Annotated in this window: 23 protein-coding genes; 4 read left to right on the top strand and 19 right to left on the bottom strand. The window is 28.8% G+C overall.

The window, feature by feature from the left end; all coding sequences use genetic code 11:
- Positions 1-11: 11 nt before the first annotated feature.
- A complete protein-coding gene (locus tag IQC44_RS03720) occupies positions 12-2,390 on the bottom strand; it encodes a ribonucleoside-diphosphate reductase subunit alpha (protein ID WP_257120163.1) in 2,379 nt (792 codons plus the stop codon).
- 22 nt (positions 2,391-2,412) lie between these two features.
- Complete coding sequence (gene purB, locus IQC44_RS03715) at positions 2,413-3,741, bottom strand: adenylosuccinate lyase (protein ID WP_198304899.1); 1,329 nt, start codon at positions 3,739-3,741, stop codon at positions 2,413-2,415.
- A 102-nt stretch (positions 3,742-3,843) separates the two neighbouring features.
- On the opposite strand from purB, the gene IQC44_RS03710 reads away from it, so the two are divergent.
- The gene (locus IQC44_RS03710) at positions 3,844-4,755 is read left to right on the top strand and encodes an RluA family pseudouridine synthase (RefSeq protein ID WP_198304898.1); all 912 of its coding nucleotides are present in this window, start codon (positions 3,844-3,846) and stop codon (positions 4,753-4,755) included.
- Here the strand turns inward: IQC44_RS03710 and IQC44_RS03705 are convergent.
- The 4 genes from IQC44_RS03705 to IQC44_RS03690 are packed head-to-tail and all read right to left on the bottom strand — an operon-like array spanning position 4,727 to position 7,385.
- Complete coding sequence (locus tag IQC44_RS03705; protein ID WP_198304890.1) at positions 4,727-5,155, bottom strand: hypothetical protein; 429 nt, start codon at positions 5,153-5,155, stop codon at positions 4,727-4,729. The genes IQC44_RS03710 and IQC44_RS03705 overlap by 29 nt on opposite strands.
- Positions 5,152-5,757 carry a transglutaminase-like domain-containing protein gene (locus IQC44_RS03700; RefSeq protein ID WP_198304888.1) on the bottom strand — a complete coding sequence of 202 codons (606 nt, stop codon included), beginning with the start codon at positions 5,755-5,757 and terminating at the stop codon, positions 5,152-5,154. Before IQC44_RS03700 ends, IQC44_RS03705 begins: the two co-directional genes overlap by 4 nt.
- Before the next feature lie 3 nt (positions 5,758-5,760).
- Positions 5,761-6,702 (bottom strand): Wzz/FepE/Etk N-terminal domain-containing protein, encoded by a 942-nt coding sequence (locus IQC44_RS03695; RefSeq protein WP_198304886.1) that lies wholly within the window; start codon positions 6,700-6,702, stop codon positions 5,761-5,763.
- Between the two features lie 59 nt (positions 6,703-6,761).
- Entirely contained in the window at positions 6,762-7,385 is a 624-nt protein-coding gene (locus IQC44_RS03690; protein WP_198304884.1) for a GDSL-type esterase/lipase family protein, read from the bottom strand.
- Between the two features lie 128 nt (positions 7,386-7,513).
- On the opposite strand from IQC44_RS03690, the gene IQC44_RS03685 reads away from it, so the two are divergent.
- On the top strand, positions 7,514-8,920 hold the full coding sequence (locus IQC44_RS03685; protein ID WP_198304882.1) for an anion permease: 1,407 nt from the start codon (positions 7,514-7,516) through the stop codon (positions 8,918-8,920).
- Between the two features lie 29 nt (positions 8,921-8,949).
- Here IQC44_RS03685 and IQC44_RS03680 read toward each other — a convergent pair whose 3' ends face one another.
- Genes IQC44_RS03680 through IQC44_RS03670 form a run of 3 tightly spaced genes read right to left on the bottom strand, consistent with a single transcriptional unit; the run spans position 8,950 to position 11,899 of the window.
- Complete coding sequence (locus IQC44_RS03680; protein WP_198304880.1) at positions 8,950-9,693, bottom strand: sulfite exporter TauE/SafE family protein; 744 nt, start codon at positions 9,691-9,693, stop codon at positions 8,950-8,952.
- A 49-nt stretch (positions 9,694-9,742) separates the two neighbouring features.
- Positions 9,743-11,527: a protein-disulfide reductase DsbD gene (dsbD, locus tag IQC44_RS03675; RefSeq protein ID WP_198304878.1), complete on the bottom strand. Its 1,785-nt coding sequence runs from the start codon at positions 11,525-11,527 to the stop codon at positions 9,743-9,745.
- A 9-nt stretch (positions 11,528-11,536) separates the two neighbouring features.
- The gene (locus IQC44_RS03670) at positions 11,537-11,899 is read right to left on the bottom strand and encodes a thioredoxin family protein (protein WP_198304876.1); all 363 of its coding nucleotides are present in this window, start codon (positions 11,897-11,899) and stop codon (positions 11,537-11,539) included.
- Between the two features lie 132 nt (positions 11,900-12,031).
- On the opposite strand from IQC44_RS03670, the gene IQC44_RS03665 reads away from it, so the two are divergent.
- Entirely contained in the window at positions 12,032-12,388 is a 357-nt protein-coding gene (locus IQC44_RS03665) for a rhodanese-like domain-containing protein (protein WP_198304874.1), read from the top strand.
- 19 nt (positions 12,389-12,407) lie between these two features.
- On the opposite strand, the gene rimK is transcribed toward IQC44_RS03665, so the two are convergent.
- The 5 genes from rimK to IQC44_RS03640 form a co-directional block, all read right to left on the bottom strand.
- Positions 12,408-13,340 carry a 30S ribosomal protein S6--L-glutamate ligase gene (gene rimK, locus IQC44_RS03660; protein WP_198304872.1) on the bottom strand — a complete coding sequence of 311 codons (933 nt, stop codon included), beginning with the start codon at positions 13,338-13,340 and terminating at the stop codon, positions 12,408-12,410.
- A 9-nt stretch (positions 13,341-13,349) separates the two neighbouring features.
- Positions 13,350-13,763 (bottom strand): ATP-dependent zinc protease family protein, encoded by a 414-nt coding sequence (locus IQC44_RS03655; protein WP_198304870.1) that lies wholly within the window; start codon positions 13,761-13,763, stop codon positions 13,350-13,352.
- 47 nt (positions 13,764-13,810) lie between these two features.
- Positions 13,811-14,035: a hypothetical protein gene (locus IQC44_RS03650; protein WP_198304868.1), complete on the bottom strand. Its 225-nt coding sequence runs from the start codon at positions 14,033-14,035 to the stop codon at positions 13,811-13,813.
- Positions 14,036-14,096: 61 nt separating this feature from the next.
- Positions 14,097-16,130, bottom strand: coding sequence for an EAL domain-containing protein (locus tag IQC44_RS03645; protein WP_198304866.1), 2,034 nt, complete (start codon positions 16,128-16,130; stop codon positions 14,097-14,099).
- Positions 16,131-16,133: 3 nt separating this feature from the next.
- A complete protein-coding gene (locus IQC44_RS03640) occupies positions 16,134-16,940 on the bottom strand; it encodes a phosphatidylserine decarboxylase (RefSeq protein WP_198304864.1) in 807 nt (268 codons plus the stop codon).
- Between the two features lie 114 nt (positions 16,941-17,054).
- Between IQC44_RS03640 and IQC44_RS03635 the strand changes: the two genes are divergently transcribed.
- Positions 17,055-17,297 carry a hypothetical protein gene (locus tag IQC44_RS03635; protein ID WP_198304863.1) on the top strand — a complete coding sequence of 81 codons (243 nt, stop codon included), beginning with the start codon at positions 17,055-17,057 and terminating at the stop codon, positions 17,295-17,297.
- 15 nt (positions 17,298-17,312) lie between these two features.
- On the opposite strand, the gene mltA is transcribed toward IQC44_RS03635, so the two are convergent.
- From mltA to IQC44_RS03610, 5 genes are all read right to left on the bottom strand, one after another.
- Entirely contained in the window at positions 17,313-18,443 is a 1,131-nt protein-coding gene (gene mltA / locus IQC44_RS03630) for a murein transglycosylase A (RefSeq protein WP_198304861.1), read from the bottom strand.
- A complete protein-coding gene (locus IQC44_RS03625; protein ID WP_198304860.1) occupies positions 18,440-18,742 on the bottom strand; it encodes a hypothetical protein in 303 nt (100 codons plus the stop codon). The genes mltA and IQC44_RS03625 overlap by 4 nt, the downstream gene beginning before the upstream one ends.
- Positions 18,743-18,752: 10 nt before the next feature.
- A complete protein-coding gene (gene dnaK / locus IQC44_RS03620) occupies positions 18,753-20,636 on the bottom strand; it encodes a molecular chaperone DnaK (protein ID WP_198304859.1) in 1,884 nt (627 codons plus the stop codon).
- A 210-nt stretch (positions 20,637-20,846) separates the two neighbouring features.
- On the bottom strand, positions 20,847-21,416 hold the full coding sequence (gene grpE / locus IQC44_RS03615; RefSeq protein WP_198304855.1) for a nucleotide exchange factor GrpE: 570 nt from the start codon (positions 21,414-21,416) through the stop codon (positions 20,847-20,849).
- 9 nt (positions 21,417-21,425) lie between these two features.
- The gene (locus IQC44_RS03610) at positions 21,426-22,217 is read right to left on the bottom strand and encodes a heat-shock protein (RefSeq protein ID WP_198304853.1); all 792 of its coding nucleotides are present in this window, start codon (positions 22,215-22,217) and stop codon (positions 21,426-21,428) included.
- Between the last annotated feature and the right edge of the window lie 560 nt (positions 22,218-22,777).

The raw sequence follows: 22,777 nt of genomic DNA, 5'->3' as shown, positions 1-22,777 counted from the left end.
AAGTGCTTTGCTTATTGGCAACCAGCACACTCCATACTTCTATCTTCTACATCATTTTTTGCTTCTGGGCTTTGACTTCTTAAATAGTATGTTGATTTAAGACCTAATTTCCAAGCAAGTGTATAAATTTCGTGAAGATATTTTCCACTTGCCTTATCTAAACTCATAAAAATATTTGTACTTTGACCTTGATCTATCCATTTTTGTCTAATTGCTGCTGCTTTTATTAAATCTAATTGATCTATTTCAAAAGCTGGAGTATAAAAATTCCAAGTTTCAGGGCTTAGCTTTGGTACAACAACAGGAATTAATCCACTTAAATTTTCTTCAAACCATTTTCTTTTATAAACAGGTTCAATTGCTTGAGTTGTTCCAACTAAAATAGAAATAGATGAAGTTGGTGCAATTGCCATTAAATAACCATTTCTCATTCCATCTTTTTTTACTTTTTCTCTTAAACTTTCCCAATCGCAAGAGCTATCAAACAAATCTTTTTCTACTAGTGCATTTACACTTTGTGGTGCAAAATCGTGTGGCATTAAACCTTTACTCCAATTTGAACCTTCAAAAGTTGGATAAGTACCTTTTTCAAGTGCTAAATTTGAACTAGATTTTATTGTATTGTACGAAATTTCTTCCATAACTTCATCAATTTTTTTGAAGTGTTCACTACTTCCCCAAGCTATTTTTTCTGAAGCTAACATCTCAGCTTCTCCCATAACTCCAAGTCCTATACTTCTACTTTTTAGGTTTGTTGCTTTTACTTTTCTAAGTGGATAAAAATTCAAATCAATTACATTATCAAGCATTCTAACAGCTGTTGGAACAACTCTTTGTATATCATTTTTTGTATTTATTTTTGATAGATTTATACTAGCAAGATTACAAACTGCTGTATCTCCATCTATTTTCTCTTTTTCAACTATAAATATTTTTTTACCATTTATACTATCAAGTGCTGTTACTTTATTTGCTTTCTTTGTAAGCCCTCCATCAACTAAAACTAAATCTTCTTCTTCAAAATAGTTAAATGTTCCATCTTCAAACTCTAATTTTATTTTATAGTGATTTGGATTTGTATTTTGGAAAATCTCTGTACAAAGATTTGAACTTCTAATATGTCCTACATGAGAGTTTGGATTAACCCTATTTGCAGTATCTTTGAAGCATAAAAATGGACTTCCACTTTCAAAGTATGAAGTTAAGATTTTTTTCCATAAATCTTTTGCTTTCATTCTATCTTTTGTGATATTTTCATCTTTTTCATAAGCTATATATTTTGCTTCAAACTCATCTCCATAGCACTCACTTAAATCCTTTACTTCAACAGGGTCAAATAGTGTCCAGTAAGAGTCTTCTAAAACTCTTTTCATAAACAAATCACTTATCCATAAAGCAGGGAATAAATCGTGTGCTCTTCTTCTTTCTTCTCCAGAATTTTTCTTTAAATCTACAAAATCAACTATATCCATATGCCAAGGCTCTAAATAAACAGCAATAGCACCTTTTCTAGTCCCCAACTGATCAACAGCAATAGCAATATCATTTGTGATTTTTAAAAATGGAACTGTTCCACCAGCAGCACTTTTGTGTCCATCAATAGCACCACCAAGACTTCTTATTTGATTCCAATCCCAACCAATTCCACCACCATATTTAGATAGTAGTGCCATCTCTTTGTAACCATCAAAAATCCCTTCAATATTATCAGGGCTACTTCCAATATAACAAGAGCTTAGTTGGTGTCTATTTGTTCTTGCATTTGATAAAGTTGGAGTTGCAAGCATCACTTCAAATTTTGAAACTACATCATAAAACTCTTTTGCTCTGTTTTGTTTATCATCTTCATTTTGAGCTAAGAACATAGCTATTGCCATAAACATCTGTTGTGGCAACTCAATTGGTCTTGCTTGGCTATCTTTGATTAAATATCTATCATATAGAGTTTTAATTCCTAAATAGTTAAATAAAAAATCTCGTTCAGGTTTTAAATAAGCATTTAAATCATCTAAATCATAACCATTTGCTAAATTTGGAATTAATCTTCCTGCACCTATTCCAAAATCAATATAATTTTTTAAATGACAATAAGCTTCACCTTTTATTCCATTTGTTGCAATTCCAACTTTATGGTATAAATCATATAAAAATAGTCTTGCAGCAACAAAGGTCCAATTTGGAACATCAATATCTATTTTTTCAACTGCTGTTTTTATTAAAGCATCTTGAATATCACTTGAACTCATTCCATCAATAAATTTTATATGAGAATCAAGTTCTAGTTCACTTTGACTAACACCTTCTAAATCTTTTGTTGCATCAATAGTCATTTTTTGGATTTTTGTAATATCCAAAACCTCTTTTCTACCATTTCTTTTTTGAATCATAATTGTCATTTTTTACCCCTAAAAACTATTTAAAAACTCTATTAAATATTGCATCTACATTTTTTGTATAGTAATCAAAATTAAAACACTCTCTTATTTTTTCTTCACTCAAAGATTTTCTTAACTCATCATCAGCAAGTAGATATTGAAGATATAAGCTTTCACCTTTTTCATTTGTTGTTGCTTTTCCTTGTTGAATTTCACTCCAAACCTTCATTGCATTTCTTTGAACAATTTTATATGCATCTTCTCTGCTTACACCTTGAAGTGGAAGCTCTAATAAAACTCTTTGAGAGAAAACTAATCCACCAGTAAGATTTAAGTTTTTCATCATATTTTCAGGCATTACTGTAAGATTTGCAATAACACTATTCATTCTATGAAGCATAAAATCTGTTGTTATAAATGCATCTGGAAGCCAAAATCTCTCTGTTGAGCTGTGAGAAATATCTCTTTCATGCCATAAAGCTACATTTTCAAGAGCTGGAGTTACATAAGCTCTTATCATTCTTGCAAGTCCTGTAATATTTTCAGTTAGTATCGGGTTTCTTTTGTGTGGCATTGCAGATGAGCCTTTTTGCCCAGCTGCAAAATACTCTTCAGCTTCATAAACTTCTGTTCTTTGTAAGTGTCGCACTTGAACAGCAAATTTTTCAACACTTGAAGCTAAAAGAGCTAAAGATGTAGCAAGTCTTGCATATCTATCTCTATGAATTACTTGATTACTGCAAGGCTCTGGTTTTAAACCTAATTCTGCCATTGCATACTCTTCAAGCTCAAGTGGAGCATGAGCAAAATTTCCCATAGCCCCAGATATTTGACCAACAGCAATAACTTCCATAGTCTCTTCAAGATTTTTTAGGTGTCTTTTTACTTCATCATACCAAACAGCAAGTGTAAGACCAAAAGTAATTGGTTCACCGTGTATTCCGTGGCTTCTTCCTACCATTAAAGTATATTTATGCTCTTTTGCTCTTTTTTCTATACTAAGAAGTAACATTTTTACATCTTCAATGATTATTTCTAAAGAATCTCTCATTTGCAAAGCGACACCTGTATCAACAGCATCTGAACTTGTCATTCCATAGTGAAACCATCTTGACTCTTCGCCTAAACTCTCACTTACACTTGTATTAAAAGCAATTAAATCGTGTTTTGTAATAGCCTCTATCTCTTCAATTCTCTCCACAGAAAATTTTGCATTTTTTACAATTTTTTCGCAATCACTATCAGGAATAAGCCCTAGTTTATTCCAAGCTTTTACAGCTGCTTTTTCAACTTCTAACCAAGCTGCATATCTTGCTTCTTGAGTCCACTTATCACTCATCTGTTTTCTAGCATATCTTTCAACCATAAATAACCCTTCTAATCATATTTTATTAAATTTTATGTACAATTTTGTTTTAAAATGAATAGACATTGTATCCATTGTGAACTTAAAATTAGGAAGAGAATTTTGCCATTTGTACTTAAAAAATTTAAAGCGATAAAAGATAAAAAAATCCAAATTCTACTATCCCATTATTTGGGATTTTCAACTCAAGTTGCCCAAAGATTGGTATCTAAAGGTAGAGTTTTCAAAGAAGATATGAGTGCTTTTAGCTCTGGCGAAAAAGTAAATTGTGAACATATTTATATAGGGCTTTTTGAAGGAAATACAAGAGGATTAAAGCCTCTTTTGGAGTTCAAAGATTTTGCTATTTTTGATAAACCATCTCATTTGATGGTTCACCCTATTTCTAAACATACAGAGTACTCTTTACTAGATGAAATAAGATTTCATTTTGGTGAAGATGCAAATTTAATTCATAGAATAGATGCTGAAACAAGTGGACTTGTGATTGTTGGGAAAAACAAAAAAAGCGAAATAGAGTTAAAAGATATGTTTCAAGATAAAAAGTATCATAAATCTTATCTTGCAATTGTAGAAGGAAAAATAGAAAAAGAGATAAAAATTGATAAACCACTTGATAGAGAAGGTCTTTTAATTGGAGTTAGAATGAAAACTTGTTCAGAGGATGAAGGAGGAAAAGAGTCAATTACTATTATAAAACCATTAAAATACAATGAAAAAAGAGATTTGACTCTAGTTGAAGCCCTGCCACTAACAGGTCGCCAACATCAAATAAGAGTTCATCTTCACTCAATTGGGCATACAATTTTTGGAGATCCAATTTATGGAATTGATGATGAAAATGCAGAAAATTATCTAAACAAAACTTTAAGTAAAGAAGATAGAGAAAAAGTTACAAAATCCCATAGATTGTGGCTTCATGCAAATTATTTAGAGTTTTATTATAAAAATATAAAATATAAAATCTACTCAAAAAATGATGAAATTAAAAATGAGTTTCTGAATCTTTCATAATCTCAAACCAATTTATATTAAATCTTTTTTTTATATAATTTTTTTTATGCGGAATATCACAGTTTGAACAATCTTGATGAATATAATCATCGCCTTCAAACTGGCTTCCTTTTCTTGAATTTATACTACAAATTGAATATATAGTTTTTTTATCTTGATTAACACTTAGACCAGAATCATTAAATCTAAAATGTGGACAAGCACATAAATAGCAATTTAAATCCTCTATATCGTGACATTTCTTATTTTCTTTGTAAAGTAAGCAAAAATCTGGTTCATTTTTTTGCATATTTTCAAATTTAAAATACTCTAAAATCTCATCTTTTGTGAAATTTTCAAGCTTTTTCATAACTTCTTTATGCAAATTACCTTGATTTAAAAACCACTCTTTGTATGTCATTTGTACTCCAAACTATTTATTATAAGCTTTTTATTTATAAATGGGTCAATAATAGCTTCAATTTCACCTAATTTATATTTTAGTGGAAAGCCTATTTTTGAAGCTGTTGCTGTGCTTTCTAAGATATAAAATCTTTTAGCATTTAAATATAAAGATGGCTTTTTTAAATCTATATTTTCAAGATGTACAATCACAAAAATATGTTCAGGAACTAAAACAAAATAGGCTTCATAATTTTTTTGTTTAAGTAAAGATATAAGTAGATTTGATTTGTCATCACAATCTCCAAAATTTTGCTCAACAACTTTTTTTGGGCTTTTTGCGATACTTTCATTTATTTTATAAGGAATTTTTGTAACAAAATCTAAGATATTTTGAACTTCACAAATAGAGTCTTTATTACAATCTTTTGTTAAAAAATCACTCAAATTTTTTGTATATTCATCCAATCTTACTTGATTTACATAAGTTAAACTTCCAATATCAGTAAATTGATTTTTAACTATAAAAAATGAAGAGTAGATAAGATAAAAGAGGTAAATTAAGAAAAAAAGAGAGATAAAAAGCGATAGAAATTTTATACTATTGCTTTTTATCAACATAAATTACTTATCTTTTGATGTTCTAATAAAATTTAATACAAATACAACAAAAATAGATAAAATAAATCCTGTAACAAAAGCAACTGCGATTGTAAGAGATTTTTTAGGTTTTGTTGGAAAATCATTTGTCATAATGTCTCCAACAATTTGGCTATTCTTATAATTATGAGGTAAAAGAAGAACTTCAATAGTTTTTTTATTTTCTTCTAACTTATATAAAGTAGTTGTCAATAACTCATCTTTTTTACTTTCAAGTTCAAAAGTTTGCACAGTAAGATTATTTATTAAAGTTGTAATATCTTTTTTCTCCATTAATTTTAAAGCAGCTAAAGATGGATTTAAAGTATCAATTTTTTTAAGATTTTCATCTACAAATTTTAATTGTTCCTCTAAACTTGCTAATCTATTTGCATTATTTTCTAATTTCTTATCTATTAATGCAACTGATTTTGATTTAATATCAGAAATTTGAAGATCTATCATCTTTAATTCTAACTCTTTTTGTTTCTTAACATCATCAAGAACTTTTTCATGTTCAGATTGAGTAAATGCTAAAACTTTTAAAATCTCATTTTTAGCTGCTTCGTTTGAAATAGCTTCACTTTTTATCTCTAAAAAGTTTTTTAGACCTTTTACTACTGAAATATTTGTAATCTCTGAAGTTTTATTTTGGTTATTTTTTTCCATATCAACAAATAATGTATTTAGCTTCTTATCCAAACTTGCTGTATCATCAACAGATGTTTTAGTGTTATTATTTAATTTATACTCTCCAATTTCAATTAAAGCCTTTGCTTCATATATTGGAGTTTTAGTATAAACATAAATAGCTGATAAAACCGTAACTACCAAAGTAAAAATAGCTATAAAAATTCTTTTATCCCAAATAGTTTTAAATAGCTCTTTTAAATCTATTTCATCTTCTTGTAACTGTTTTTCTTGCATAAAACCACCCTTTGTCATTTTTAAAAGTCTTTTATTATATCAAAAGAAGAATTAATTCCTTAATTTTGCTTCTTTATTTTTGTTATCCAAACTTTATAAGCATCACCATTTAGATGCAAATCATCTTTTGTGAACTCTTGTTTTAACACCTTATTAGGAGCTAAAAATGGATTTAAGTCTATAAAATTTACTCCCTCTTTATTTGCAAAATCTTTTAAACTATTATTTAAATTCTCAACTTCACTATTAAAATCTTTTTTTCTACTCTCCCCAATATATAAAGTTGATTGAATACTTATTTTCACTCCTGTTTTTTTAAAGAATTCAACAATTTTTTTGTAGTTCTCAAATACAGTTTCATATTTTGTTCCCCTCATAATATCGTTTACACCAATCATTATATAAACCTCTTTTATATTTGGGCTAACTGTATTTAATCTATCCAAAACTCCACTTGTAGTATCTCCGCTAATTCCTCTATTTTGTACAACTTCTCCCCAAAGTTCACTCCACTCACCTTCATCTGTAATTGAATCTCCCAACATCATAATTTTTGCATTTGTATCATCTTTTAGCATAAGAAATTGGCTCACTTTATGTTTATAATATGGATCATTTTGTATTTTCCACTCTTGAGAAAATAATCCAACAATAAATAAAAAACATATCAAAAATATTTTCATCTTTTTCTCCAAAATTTTTGTGAAATTATAGCAAATATTTTAAATATAGCTATTATTAATTCTTGCTTATATATGTTTTGTAATATATTTATATTATAATTACATAACTTTAATAGAAAGGGGACGATATGTCTAAAAAAAGTATAGGTCTACTAATACCTGTATTAGTTGCATTAGTTTTATGGTTTATTCCAGCACCCGAAGGATTGTCACAAAATGCTTGGCATTTTCTAGCAATTTTCTTGGCAATTGTTGTAGGGCTAATCTTAGAACCAGTTCCAGCAGCACTTATAGGATTTGCTGGAGTTTCATTAATAGCAGCTTTAGGGCTTATGGGAAATGCAAAAGTTAGTATAAATTGGGCATTAAGCGGATTTGGTAATAGTGTTATTTGGTTAATTTTTGCTGCATTTATGTTTGCTCTTGGTTACAAAAAAACAGGACTTGGAAGAAGAGTTTCTTTAATTATGGTTAAATATATGGGGAAAAGTACTCTTGGACTTGGATATGCTGTTGCATTTTCTGACTTAATTTTAGCTCCATTTATGCCTTCAAACACTGCAAGAAGCGGAGGAAGTGTCTATCCAGTTGCTATTAATATTCCACATATTTTCAACTCATATCCAGATAATGAACCGCGAAAGATTGGTGCTTACATCTCTTGGGTTGCAATTGCAACAACTTGTGTAACAAGTTCTATGTTTTTAACAGCACTTGCACCAAACTTACTAGCTGTTGATTTAATAAGCAAAAGTACAGGACATGCAATAACTTGGATGGAGTGGGCAAAAATTATGATTCCACTTATGTTGCCACTATTTATTTTAACTCCTTGGCTAACTTATGTTTTATATCCACCAACTCAAAAAAAATCTCCAGAAGCACCAGCATGGGCTGCTGAAGAGTTAAAAAAATTAGGTGGTGTAACATTTAAAGAGTATTTAATGGCAGGACTTGCAACAGTTGCTCTAATTCTTTGGATTTTTGGGAAAGAAGTAGGTATTGATGCAACAACAACTGCTATTTGTGTAGTTTCTGTAATGGTTTTATCAGGAGTTATCTCTTGGGATGACTTACTTGGAGAAAAAGCAGCATTTAATGTATTTATTTGGTTTGCTACTTTAGTTGCACTTGCAGATGGATTAAAAAAAGTTGGTATTTTAGATTACATTGGTCAAAACTCTGAAGCTATGTTATCTGGTTTAAGTCCTATGGCACTTATTATTGCTTTACTTTTATTGTTCTATGCACTACACTATTTCTTTGCTAGTACAACTGCCCATGTTACAGCTTTAGTTCCATTGTTTATGGTAATTGCAACTCAATTCTTACCTGCTGAGTCGATTCTTACATTTACAATTTTACTAGCTGGAAGTTTAGGAGTTATGGGTATTCTTACTCCTTATGCAACTGGTCCTGCACCTATTTGGTATGGAGCTGGATATATTTCACAAGCTAAATGGTGGCTTTTAGGTGGAATATTTGGTTTACTATATTTACTGTTTATTCTAGCTGGAGTATTTATATTTATATAAAAGAATTTAAAAGAGAGGTAAACTCTCTTTTAAAATAGAGTTTGTCCTATCAAAGCTATTGCCATAAAAAACAAAAACCACTTAATTACCTTAAAATAACTATTTTCAACTCTATTTTTTAAATTAAATCCTATTGCTATACAAACTGCAACTATTATTAAATTGTAGAAAGAGAGTTCTAATATCTCTTGAGAAAAAGAACCATGATATACAAATAGTATAATTTGAATAATTTTTCCAAATAGAAAACATAAATTTGAAGATTGAATAATCTCTTTTTTTGTATGTTTTGACTCCAAAGAGTATATTATTAAAACTAAAGCCATAACATTTGTTAAGCCACCAATAATACCTGCACTAAGCCCAAAAATCACTGTTGATAAAACTGGTTTGTTTGCTACCCAAGGCATAGAAAAAGAAAATTTTTGACTAAAAAGATAAAAAAGTATTGAAATAGCTAAAAGAAGTTTGAAAAACTCTGAGTTACTATAAATCAAAATTTGTGTGCCTATTGCACTTCCAATCATAGCCATAAAAGCCAATGGAAAGAATTTTTTAATAGCTTTAAATAAATCCTTCTCAAGTATTAATGCACTCAGATTTAATAAAAGTGTTGGAATAGCAACATATATCACAGCAGTTTTCATATCTGTAACCATAGCTAGAAGAGGAGTTGCAATCATCGGAAAACCAAACCCAATAGTTGCTTGAACTAATGCAGATAAAAAAATGACAATAGAAGCAAATATTAAAAATTCTAGTGTAAATTCCATACAAATAACTCCCTAAAAAAGGAGTTATTATATAACAAATTTATTTAATTTAAAAATTCTTATTTACTATTTCCAAAAACTCTTTTGGATTTTTATATCCAACAATTTTTGCACTTTTTACTTCATTTTTATCTTTATCCCAAAAAACAAGTGCTGGTGGTCCTACAATAGCAAATCTTTTTTGTATTGCTTTATCATCATCACTGTTTTGTGTAACATCAACTTTTAAAAGTGTGAAGTTTTTAAGCTTTTCTATAACTTCACTATTCTTAAATGTAATCTCATCTAACTCTTTGCAAGATACACACCAAGAAGCCCAAAAATCCAAAATTACTGGTTTTGAAGAGTTTTTAATTGCAATTTCAAGCTCATCAAGGTTTTTAATATATGTAAAGTTTAGTTTTGCTTCTTCTTTAACTGCAACACCACTTGTAAACTTTTCAAGTGGTTTTAGTGGATTTGTAGCACCACTTATTGCACCAATAAGCAAAACTGCTCCTAAAATATATAAAACATTTGTTATTAGTTTTGAAATAATATGAGTATAAACTTTTAAATAAATTGCAGCCCCAATAAATAGTAATGCCCATAAAATCATTGAAACACTTGCATTTAAAACTCTATCAAGAAGCCAAATAGCAACTCCTAGCATAATTATTCCAAAGATTTTTGTAACACCTTCCATCCATCCACCTGGTTTTGGCATAAATTTCCCAGCTCCAAGTCCTATTAAAAGAAGTGGAACTCCCATTCCAAGGCTCATTACAAATAGTGCCATACCTCCTAGAACTGCATCTCCTGTTTGACCAATATATACTAAAGCACCTGCAAGTGGAGGGGCTACACAAGGTCCAACTATAAGTGCTGAAAGAAACCCCATAATAGCAATTCCTAGCATTCCTTGCTGCTCTTTTCCTTCACTTGTTTTATTTATTCTATTTTGCAAAGATGTTGGAAGTCTTATTTCAAAATATCCAAACATTGAAAATGCAAGGGCTATAAAAATCAAAGCAAAAGCAACTAAAACATAAGGATTTTGCAAAGATGCTTGTAAATTTGCTCCAAAAACTCCTGCAATAATACCTGCAAGTGAATAAGCAAAACTCATAGCAAGTACATAAACTAAAGACATTGTAAAGCCTTTTCTTGCACTCATTGTTTCATTTTGTGAAGCTTTTACAATAATTGATGAAAGAATTGGAATCATTGGAAATACACAAGGTGTAAATGCTAAAAGTAATCCAAATCCAAAAAATGTAGCAAGAACAATCAAAGTGCTAGAGTCTTTAAATGTGTTTGCAATAATATCTGTTTCATTTAAAACTTCAGTTGTAGCTATTTTGCTATCTTCTTTTTGACTTGCCTGATTTTCTTTGGCTTCTTCTTTTGCAGGTTCAATAACTTGCTCTTTTACATCAGCTTCAAAGAAAATAACCTGTTTTTCACTCATAGGTGCATAGCAAAGCCCAGCTTTTGAACAACCTTGAAATTTAAACTCTATTTCAAACTTATTTGAGCTAATTTTCTCTTTTAATAAACTATATGGAATATCTATATTTAAATCTTCCAAATGTACTATAAAGCCATCATATTCCACTGGTTTTGGAAGCTTTAAATCTTTGATAAGCTCCACTTTTTTTGGTTTTGTAATATTTACTTGAAGTTTATCATCATACAAATATATATCTTTTCCAAGTTCAAGTTTTATATTTAAACTGTTCTCTTGCTTTTCAAAATTTACTTTAAAAGCTTCTTCTGGTTCTAATACTTTGTTTCCTAACTCCAAAGAAAATGAGTATATAAAAAGTGATAAAAATAAAATAATCTTTTTCATAAAATTCCCCTATTTAAACTCTGTTTTGCTGATTTCAATAAGTTCATCAGCTGTTTTTATTCCAACATCTTGCTTAAATGCCTTACCATCTTTAAAGTAAATCAAAGTTGGTAACTTTCGCACACCATATTTTTTTGCCAAAACTAATTCATTTTCAATATTTACTTTGAAAATCTCAACATCTTCAGGCTTTTGTATCTCAAAATCTTCCAAATTATTTGCTAAAATTTTACAAGGTGGACACCATGGTGCATAAAAATCAACAATAGCATTTTTACCTTTTAGCTTTTCATCAAAATCATCAATCGTAAGCTCTTCATAAGAGAGAAGTGCAGTTACTGACAATAAAAATATAAATAAATATCTCTTCATTTAATACCCCCAAAAAAAATTTTTATATTATATTTAATCTTTGTAAAGAGTTTGTTTATTAATATTTATAATATTTAGTTTTTAATAAATTATAAATTTTTATGATAATATTTCATTTTTTAGGAGAGAATTATGGCAAATTTAACAGAAATTAGTCCAGATGATATAGAGAAGCTAGAAACTGAAAATATTATAATGATTGATGTTAGAAGAGAAGGTGAATTTATAGCTACTGGAATTATAAAAAACAGTATTCCACTTACATTTTTCGATGATTTTGGGAATTATGATATAGAGAAATGGTTAAATGAGTTCCAAAAATATGTAAAAGCAAAAGATCAAAAATTTATTTTAATCTGTGCTCATGCAAATAGAACTAGAATGATTGGGACTTTTTTGTTAAGTCAAGGTTACACAAATGTTGCTCATTTAGAAGGTGGAATGGCTGCTTGGTTAGATGAAAATAGAGAGACTGTAGCCTATAAATAATAGGCTAAAATCTCTAATTTTATGCACCTATTGTATCTTTTTTTATTTTTCTTTTTACAGGGTTTATTGGGCAACTAGGTTTTACATTTTGTTCAATATAATCCATAATTTTTCCTGCTACATTTATATTTGTAGATTTCTCAATACCCTCTAATCCTGGACTTGAGTTTACTTCCATAACCAAAGGTCCTCTTTTTGAGATTATCATATCAACTCCACAAACTCCTAAACCCATAGCTTTCGCTGCTGCTAGAGCTGTTGCTTTCTCTTTTCTATTTAACTTATAAACACTTGCATTTCCACCTTGATGAAGGTTTGATCTAAAATCTCCCTCTGCTCCTTGTCGCTTCATAGCAGCAACAACTTCACCATTTACAACAAAAACCCTTATATCACTTCCACCTGCTTCTTCTATATACTCCTGTACAAGTAAGTTTACATCCATTCCATAAAATGCATCAAGTACAGATTTTGCGGCTTTTTTGCTATCAACTAAAACAACTCCAACTCCTTGAGTTCCTTCAAGAATTTTTAAAACCAAAGGAGTTCCACCACTTAAAGCAATAACATCTTTTGCACTTGATTTGTTTGAAGCAAAAACTGTTCTTGGTAAATCAACTCCATTTTTTGATAAAACTTGAAGACTTCTTAGCTTATCTCTACTTCTTGTAAGTGCTAAATTTCCTGTTGTGCTAAAAACATCTTGCATCTCAAAGTGTCGCACCATAGCAGCTCCATAAAAAGTTCTACTAGCTCCAATTCGTGGAATTATAGCATCTGGAATTGGTAAAACTTTTCCTTCATAATTTACAACAAGTTCATTTTTCATAATCTCAATTGTACATTTTAAATAATCTATAACTTTTACTTCCCAAGCTTTATTTAAAGCCTCTTCATATAATCTTTTTGTAGAGTACAAGTTTTCATTTCTTGATAAAATATAAACCAACATTTTTCACTCCTATTTTGTTAAATTTTTCTTTGATACATCAACTAAAAAACGATTTTTCATAAATTTTCTTCCAATTAGCATTGGGTATTTCATATCAGCACGATTTGTTAAGGAGACTACAGTTTTATATGTTTTATCTGCAAACTTCACTTTTACTTGAATAAAGGCTCTATTTTGTGCAGTTCCATTTGAGCTTTTTACTTTTCTCTCTTCATAAAGTGGCATTTGTATTTTTTTATTGTGATAGGCTGGATGAATTTTATCTAATAGTCTAAAACTCACCATTTTATCTTCTATAGTTATATCATCGCAATGTAGGGAATTTGAATAAGCACCTGTATCTATCTTTGCATCTAAATCAAAAAGTTCTAAATCTAAAATAGATATAGGCTCTACTCTTCCAATTATTTGTAGTTGTGACATAAGAAGCCTTTTTTTGCTTAATTATATCACAAGAAAAAGCTTAAAGATTACTTTTTAATATCTTTTGCTTTTTGTAAAGCTTCAATTACTCCATCTATATTTTCATATGGAATATGAGCTTTCCATTGAATATCTTCACCATTTAAAGCAATTGCAATACTTACAACATCTGCTGTATCTTTTCCATAAGGTTCAGTTACATTTGAAACAATGATTTTACCTTGTTTTGTTCCAGCTAGTTCAAGCTCTGAAATTTTTGTAGTTTGTGACATAAATTCTCCTTAGTATTAAATTTATTAATTCTTACTAAAATATACTTTTTATTATATTAAATTACTCAATTGTTGCTTCAGGTCTTCCTAAATAGAAACCTTGGAATTCATCAACTTGCATATCTATTAATCTTTTATAAACTTCTTCATTGTGTACAAATTCAGCAGTTATTTTAATATTTAAAGCTTTTGAGAAGTCAATAATTGATTTTACCATTTCACTAGAATTTTTATCTGTTGTAATATTTTTTATTAAAGAGCCATCTATTTTTATAAAATCTGGTCTTATTTTTAAAATATGAGCAAAGTTTGAATAACCTGTTCCAAAATCATCAATCGCAATTTTTACACCTTGTTTTCTATATTTACTTATGAAATCATCAAGTATTTGATACTCACTTATAGAATCACTTTCCAAAATCTCAAATACTAATTTTGCTTTATTTTCAATATCTAATTTATCAATATATTTATCTAGCATCTCAATAAAATCATTATTCATAATATCATCAAAACTAATATTAAAAGAGATATATTTTTGTGTTGTAGGAAGAAGTCTTATAATCTTACCTAACATCTGGTTTGCCAACTGCAAATACTGTTTTGTTTTAAATGCTGTATCTAAAAATAAGTATGGTAAATGAAAAATCTCTTTTCCATGCATATCAAAATCTTTTATTCTCATTAGAGCTTCATATTTTACTATCTCATTTTCAGTATTATAAATTGGCTGAAAAAATGGAACAACACAATCATTTTGAATCGCTTCTTTTATCTTTTCTCGCCAATAAATTGAGTTTTTAATTGACTCTTTTGTATCAATTTCTGCATTATAAACAAAAAATCTTTTACTAGATTTTTTTGCTCTATTTAAAGCTATTGTAGCTGCTTTTAAAGGCTCATCTTGAGCAATTGAAATTCCCAATGTTACATTTATAAAAATTTCTAAATTCTCTTTTTCTATAAATAGTGGATTCTCTTTGAAAACTTTCAAGCTTTCACTAATAAACTCATCATACTTTGTAAAATTCATCATAGTTGTATTTACTAAAGCAAAAACATTTCCATAAAGTCTATATGGAGTTACCCCAAATTTTTCTGAAAATTGTTCTAAAACTTTTGCTGTTTCAACTAAAACTAAATCTCCAACATTAAACCCATAAAGTTCATTTATATCTGCAAAAGAGTCAATATCAACTAAAACAACAGAAACAAATTCTACATCTTTTATATCATCTTCAAGAGCAACCCTATTTCTAATTCCAGTTAATCCATCAAAATATAACTTATCTTTAAATACTTTTTCTTGAAGCTCTATATTTTTTCTATTTGACTCAACTTCATCAACTAAAGTATTAAATTGTTTTGAAAGATAAACCATCTCATCTTTCGTTTTTCCTGTTCTATCTAAATTTGATACAATATTTATCTTATTTACTTCTGCTAACATTTTATTTATTGGAGCAACAATTTTAACTGTAATAAATATACCAATTAGTGTTAAAACAGCAAAAAGTAGAATTGAGATATTTAAAATTAAAGAATTAACCCCTTCTGTAAAGTTTAAAAAATCCTCTTTATAAACATTTGAGGCTATATACCAATCAAATTTATCATTATGGATAACCCATGATACTTTTTTATATGAGTAGTTATATGGATCATAAATTCTATTCCAATCGTACTCTAGTGGCTCTTTTGTAAGAGAGTGTGTTTTCATCTCTTCATAAAGATATTTTTTTCCAACTCCTGGAATTATTACATCTTCCAAAGATTTTGAAGCAAACTCTCCACTTGGGTCAAAAATAATTTTTCCATCTTTATCAAAAATAAATACATATCCAGCTTTTCCCAAAGTCAAACTAGAAACAATTAGTTTAACTTGCCCAATTAACTGCTCTTTATCTTCATACTTTCTTGATTCATTATTTATAGCTTGAGCTATTTTCTCAAATTGTCCTTTTGATATTTCAAGCTCAATATTTGATAAATAATCATTTATCTTTGGAGATAAGAAAAATATAACAAAAGCTATATATAGCAAAAGACTAACTATTAGTAACCAAGCAATTTTGAAAAAAAGTTTTGTATTCATTGTTTATCTTATTGTAGAAATCTTTTGCCCAAATTTTATATTTTGATTTAAAAGATTTTCTATTGTTACAAAATCTTTTTCCCAAATCATTACAACAGTTGAACCCATTTTAAAATACCCCAAACAGTCAGCTTTTGAAATTTCTATATTTTCATAAGTATAAACTTTTATCTCTTTTGTATCTTTATTTGTCTCAACTTGTGGTTCAAAAGTAAATACCATTTGACCAACATTTAAAGCTCCTACAAAAACCATATAAAATAGTTTTCCTTCACTTTCACACTCTAATACAACTCTTTCATTTTGTACAAATAGTTCAAACTCTTTATTTAGATATTTTAAATTTACAGGATATAACTTACCTGGAATATGAATTAATTTTTTTAATTTAAAATCTATTGGAGAGTGGTATCTGTGATAATCTTTTGGAGATAGATAAAAATTCATAAAATCTCCATTTTCCAATTTATCAAAATTGTTGCTACAGTGATAAGTTAAAAGCTCTTCAACACTATATTCCATACCTTTTATTTGTAAGGCTATATCTTTTTTAAGTTCTCCGCACTCTGTTATTAAACTATCTGTTGGAGATATAAAAATATTTGAGCTATTATCAATTTTTCTATCTATAATTAGTTCTCTTGTAAAAAGTTCATTTAAAGATTTATAATGTTTTGCATTCTTAAATTCTGTCATATCTAACTTCATTAATCTAACATAACTTGAATTTATTATTTTTTGAATAAAGCTTGGGAATTTTGTTTTTGCGAATTTTCCAAAATATTGTGATAAAAGATTTGTAATATGCATCAGTTTCCTTTTAAAATTATGAGTAGATTATACCCTTTTTTCTTATTAATTTGCTTTAATATATAAAATTTGATAAAATTTCGCCTTTAATTTTTATTATTTAAAGGTATTTTTATGTTTAAAATTATTGTTCAAGACCAATGTTCTTGTTTTAAAAAGAGTGATTTAGAAAATAATATAGAGTTTGCTTCAAAAGATGATGCTTTATTAAAAGCAATTGAAATGAAAAATATTATGAATAGAACATTTTGCAAAAAACATGAATTCCAAATACAAGAGATGTTTAATAATCTTGTTATAAAATTTTATAAAGATGAACCTATAAGTTCATGTTGTGGAAATGGTTGTTGTATGTAATACAACAACCATCTTTTAATACTTAGGTTTTAAAATATACATTTTTCCTTTTTCTTTCATTCTTCCAGCATAATTAAAAGCTTCATCACCAAATCCCCAAAAAAAGTCAGCTCTAATTTCACCTTTAATAGCTCCACCAACATCAGCTGCAACCATCATTTGATTTAATGGCTCTTTTGTAACAGGATTTTTTGTGCTTAAGAATACTGGCATTCCAAGAGGAATATAACTTCTATCAACTGCTAAATTTCTTTTTGCTGTTAAAACGGTATTTAAAGCTCCTGTTGCTCCATTTGGAGAAACTTTAAAAAATACATAACTAGGATTTGATTTAAAAACTTCATCCATAATTTTTGGATTAGCCACAAAGAAATCTTTCATAGCTTGAACACTCATCTCATCTTTTGTAATATAGTTTTTTTCAATTAAATATGAGCCTATACTAACATATGGCCAACCATTTTGTTCAGCATATCCCACATTTAAAAGCTCTCCAGTATCAAGCTTTATTTTTCCACTTCCTTGAATATGCAAGAAAAACAAATCAAACTTATCATCAACATAAGCTATTGGAACTAAATTTGGATTTTTTGGATTTTTCTCTATCTGCTCTCTTGTATCATAAGGTACGATTTTACCTTTTACAATTTTGCCTCTCTTACTTCCATTTGAGTTTACTCTATCTGTAATTATCAAATTTTTTGGAGTGTAATAAATTGGATATTTATATCTTGAAGTTTTTTTTAGACTTCCATATAAAAGTGGTTCATAATAACCTGTGATTGTCCCCTCATCCTTTGCTTTACTATCAAAAAGTTTATATGGTTCAAAATTTAACATAAAAAATTTTCTTCCATCTTTTTCAAACTCTGCTTTTTTACATACATTTTTAAATTCGTCATATCTTTTTGATTTTTTACAATCTTTTTTAAAAACCTCTAAAGCATGATTTAAATCATCCTCAAAAAAGCCATCAATTTCTAAAAAAGATACTTTTTGCATACCATTTTCAACTTCACTATTTTGCTCTTCTATAACTACTTCTTTTGTTTTTTCAATAACTGGAGCTTGTGGAATTTGTTCTTGTTTTTTTGAACATCCAGAAATTATAAAAATAGCTAAAAATAAAAATAATAAATTTTTCATATATGACATCCATTTTGAGAATTTATAGAGTGTATCTCTTTTAAATCACAACTTTTACAAGAAAATTCAACATCTTTGATTCCCGAACAACCATAGTCTTTTAAGACTCTTGTTTCAATAATCTCTTTTGTAAATTTTGTTTTTGTAGCTTCATCAAAAAAAATCTTTTTTGTTTCCAAACATCTAGGACAAGTCCCATTTAAAAGTTTAGAAAGTCGGTTTTGTTTTGATTTAAAAAAGATATATAGTAAAAATATTACTATAATAAAAGTTAAAAATAGGAAAAATAGTGTTTGCATGAAGTAGAGATTACTCTACTTCTGCATCGATAACATCGTCATCTTTTTTTGCTTTTTGGTTTGCTTGTCCACCTTGACCTTGCTCACCCTCTTTTTTATACATAGCTTCTGCTAATTTGTGAGATTTTTCTGTTAAAACTTTTAGTTTTTCATCAATTTGCTCTTTTGTTGCATTTTCATCTTTTAAAATTTCTTCTAAAGAAGCAGCTGAGTCAATAATTGCTTTTTTCTCTTCTTCTAAAATAGCATTTTCATTCTCTTCTAAAGTTTTTCTAGTAGTGTGAAGCATTGCATCTGCTTGATTTCTAGTTTCAATTAGAGCTTTTTTCTTAGCATCTGCATCTTTGTTTGCTTCAGCTTCAGCTACCATTTTTGCTATCTCATCATCACTTAATCCAGAACTTCCAGAGATTGTGATTTTATTCTCTTTTCCTGTTCCTTTATCTTTTGCACTTACATTTAAAACACCATTCGCATCAATATCAAATGTTACTTCAATTTGAGGAACACCTCTTGGAGCTGCTGGAATATCTGAAAGTTCAAACATACCTAAAGATTTATTATCTCTTGCAAACTCTCTTTCTCCTTGAGAAACATGGATAGAAACTGCTGGTTGGTTATCATCAGCTGTTGAGAAAACTTGAGATTTTTTAACTGGAATTGTTGTACCTTTTTCGATTAATTTTGTCATAACTCCACCTAAAGTCTCAATTCCTAAGCTTAATGGTGTAACATCTAGTAAAAGAACATCTTTAACATCTCCTCTTAAAACTCCAGCTTGAACAGCAGCACCAGCAGCAACAACTTCATCAGGATTTACACCTTTATTTAAATCTTTTCCAAAAAACTCACGTACTACTTGATTTGCTTTTGGTAATCTTGTACTTCCACCAACCATAATAATCTCATCAATATCACCTTTATCAAGACTTGCCTCTTTTAGTGCAACTTTGATATGAGATAGTGTTTCATCAATTAATTTTTCAGTCATAGCTTCAAATTTTGCTCTTGTTAAAGATTTTACTAAGTGAACTGGACCTGCATTTCCCATAGAGATAAATGGTAAGTTAATCTCTGTACTTTCAGCTGAGCTTAGCTCTTTTTTAGCATTTTCAGCTGCATCTTTTAATCTTTGAAGTGCCATTTTATCGTTTTTAATGTCAAATCCATTTTCACTTTTGAACTCATCTGCTAACCAATCAATAATTGCATTATCAAAATCATCTCCACCTAAGAAAGCATTTCCATCTGTACTTAAAACTTCAAAAGTTCCATCACCAATTTCTAAAACTGTAACGTCAAAAGTTCCTCCACCTAAATCGTAAACTAAAACTTTCTCTTCACCTTTTTTATCAAGTCCATAAGCTAAAGATGCCGCTGTTGGCTCATTTATAATTCTTAGTACATTTAATCCTGCAATTGTTCCTGCTTCTTGAGTTGCTTTTCTTTGTGCATCATTAAAATATGCAGGAACTGTAATAACTGCATCTGTAACTTTTGCACCTAAATACTCTTCAGCATCAGCTTTTAATTTTCCTAAAATTTTTGCTGAAATTTCTTGTGGAGTGTAAACTTTTCCAGCAATTTCAACTGCTGCTGCTCCATTTCTATCAACTATTTTATATCCAACTTTCCCTTGAGCTGCTTTTGCATTCTCTTCATTCATCATAAGTCCCATAATTCTTTTTATAGAATATATTGTTTTTTCTGGGTTTGTGATAGCTTGTCTTTTTGCTGGATCACCAACTAAAACTTCACCTTTATCTGTATATGCAACAATTGATGGAGTTGTATTTTTTCCCTCTTTATTTGGAATAATTTTTGCTTCACCATTTTCATAAACAGCAACACAAGAGTTTGTTGTTCCTAAATCTATACCTATTACTTTACTCATTTTCTTATCCTTTTATTAAGTTTTGTTTTTTTAATTTTCAATTCTAATTTATAGTTTTATGACATTGCGGTCGAATTGCTTTTCGCACCAGTAGAAACAAAATATAAACGAAAAGAGACAATTTTGCCCATTTGGTCAAAGCTTCAGCTTTGGGTTACCAAATGTGGTAAACTCTTGTCGAGATGAGTTTATATGAAGTTTCTATATAAATTAATTTGCTATTGAAACCATCGCTGGTCGCAATAACCTATCTTTTAACAAATATCCAGTTTGCAACTCTGCAACAATTTGTCCACTTTCATGTTCACTACTATCTACTTTCATAACTGCATCGTGTAAATTTGGATCAAACTCACCATCTGTTGCAACTTTTGTGATATTGTGTTTTTCAAAAGTTGTTAAAAAGCTTTTAATTGTAAGCTCTATTCCCTCTTTTAATTTTGGTAAAAGCTCTTCAGCACTAATATTTGCATTTGCTGACTGTAATGCCATTTCAAGTGTATCAAGTGGAGTTAATAAATCTTTTGCAAACTTCTCACTTGCATAATCTATTGCCATAAACTTCTCTTTTTCTAATCTTTTTTTGATATTTTCAAAATCAGCATGAACTCTTAAGAACTTATCTTCACTCTCTTTTAACTCATTTTCAAGTCTAGCTACTACATCTTCAAGAGTCTCCTCTTTTTGCTCATTTTCTTCGCAACACTTTGACTCTTCACTACAACTTTCTGTTTTTTCTATCTCTTCTTCTAAATCAACATCTTGTTTTACTTCACTCATTTTATCTCCTTAAAAATTTTTAATTTGTTCAAAAAAGTATTCATAATCTTTTGATAATCGACCAACAACAAACATTTTTACATCTTCATTATTGATTTTGCAGAATTTACAAACTCCTATATAATCTTGTGGTAAAAAACCATCAAAATATAAGCCCTCTTTTAGTTCATCTAAAATTGTGCCTTTTAAAAATCTATTTATTGTAAACTCATCAAAATCAAAATTTAGTGCCAAAGATAAAAACTCTTTATAGTTAAAAATCTCAAAATCACTATTTTGTAAGCTAAAATTTATCGCACTATAAAGCTCATAAGCTCCGACATCTTTTGATATTTTTAAAATATCATCTAAGCTATTTTGCAAAAAATCACTCAAAAATTTATATAAAGCTGAGCTAAATTTTATGCTAACAGCAAAGCTTGTAAATTCCAAAATTATATATCTATTCTCTACATTTATTAGGTTTTCTAAAATATCGTTTTTCTCTTTTTTTAGAAAAACAGTTACTCCTAAATCATCTGCTAAATATTTTACAGCTTTTATATTTACACCACTTATTGGGAAATTTAGTTTTCCCAACCAGTATTGTTTTAAAGCCTCATTTGTAGGAGTTCTTCCACTACTTATATGCTCTTGAGCTAAAAAACCTTCATCGCCTAATTTTTTAAAATAACCTCTAATTGTCGCAGTTGAATACTCTAAATCGTACATAGATTTTAGCTCTTTTGAGCCAATTGGTTCTAAGTGTTCGATATATGCTTTTATAATTGATTGTAATAAAAACTCTTTTTTATCTATCACTTTATTTAACCTTTCTATGATTTAGCACTCTATATCTCAAACTGCTAAAGAATTATAGCAAATTGAGTCAAAGTTTGTCAAGTATTTAAAACTCTTTTAGTTCATTATTTATAAAGTAAAGCATCCTTTGTTGTCAAACTCTAGGTTTATTGGATAGTATCCTATCTCCAAGGATTAGAACTTCCTTTATCTTCTTTTTGTGGTTTTTATTTCCAAACTTTATCTGTACTCCATCTATTTTTCTTTATATACTCTTTTTGCTCTTGTGTTAAAGCTCCTGTATAATCATTTAAATGACAAAGTTCTATTTCCTCACAAACTTTATTTAAATATTCATATATATCTTTATTTATTTCAATTCCCTCTATTTCTATCCAATTTAATGGTTCTGAAACTCTAACATCTGATAAAGCTACATTTGGTTATTCTTTTTTCCGATTTATGGCATTTGTCAAATGCAAAGGTAAAATGTACCAGTAGTGCAAAGTAAAAATGCACCACTTTATTAATAAAAATAAATAAAATAACTCTAAATAAAATATTTGGAGTTAGTGTGATTG

This window comes from Arcobacter vandammei (assembly GCF_016106035.1).
Lineage (GTDB): Bacteria > Campylobacterota > Campylobacteria > Campylobacterales > Arcobacteraceae > Aliarcobacter > Aliarcobacter vandammei.
This window is presented reverse-complemented; position numbering and strand designations above follow the sequence as displayed.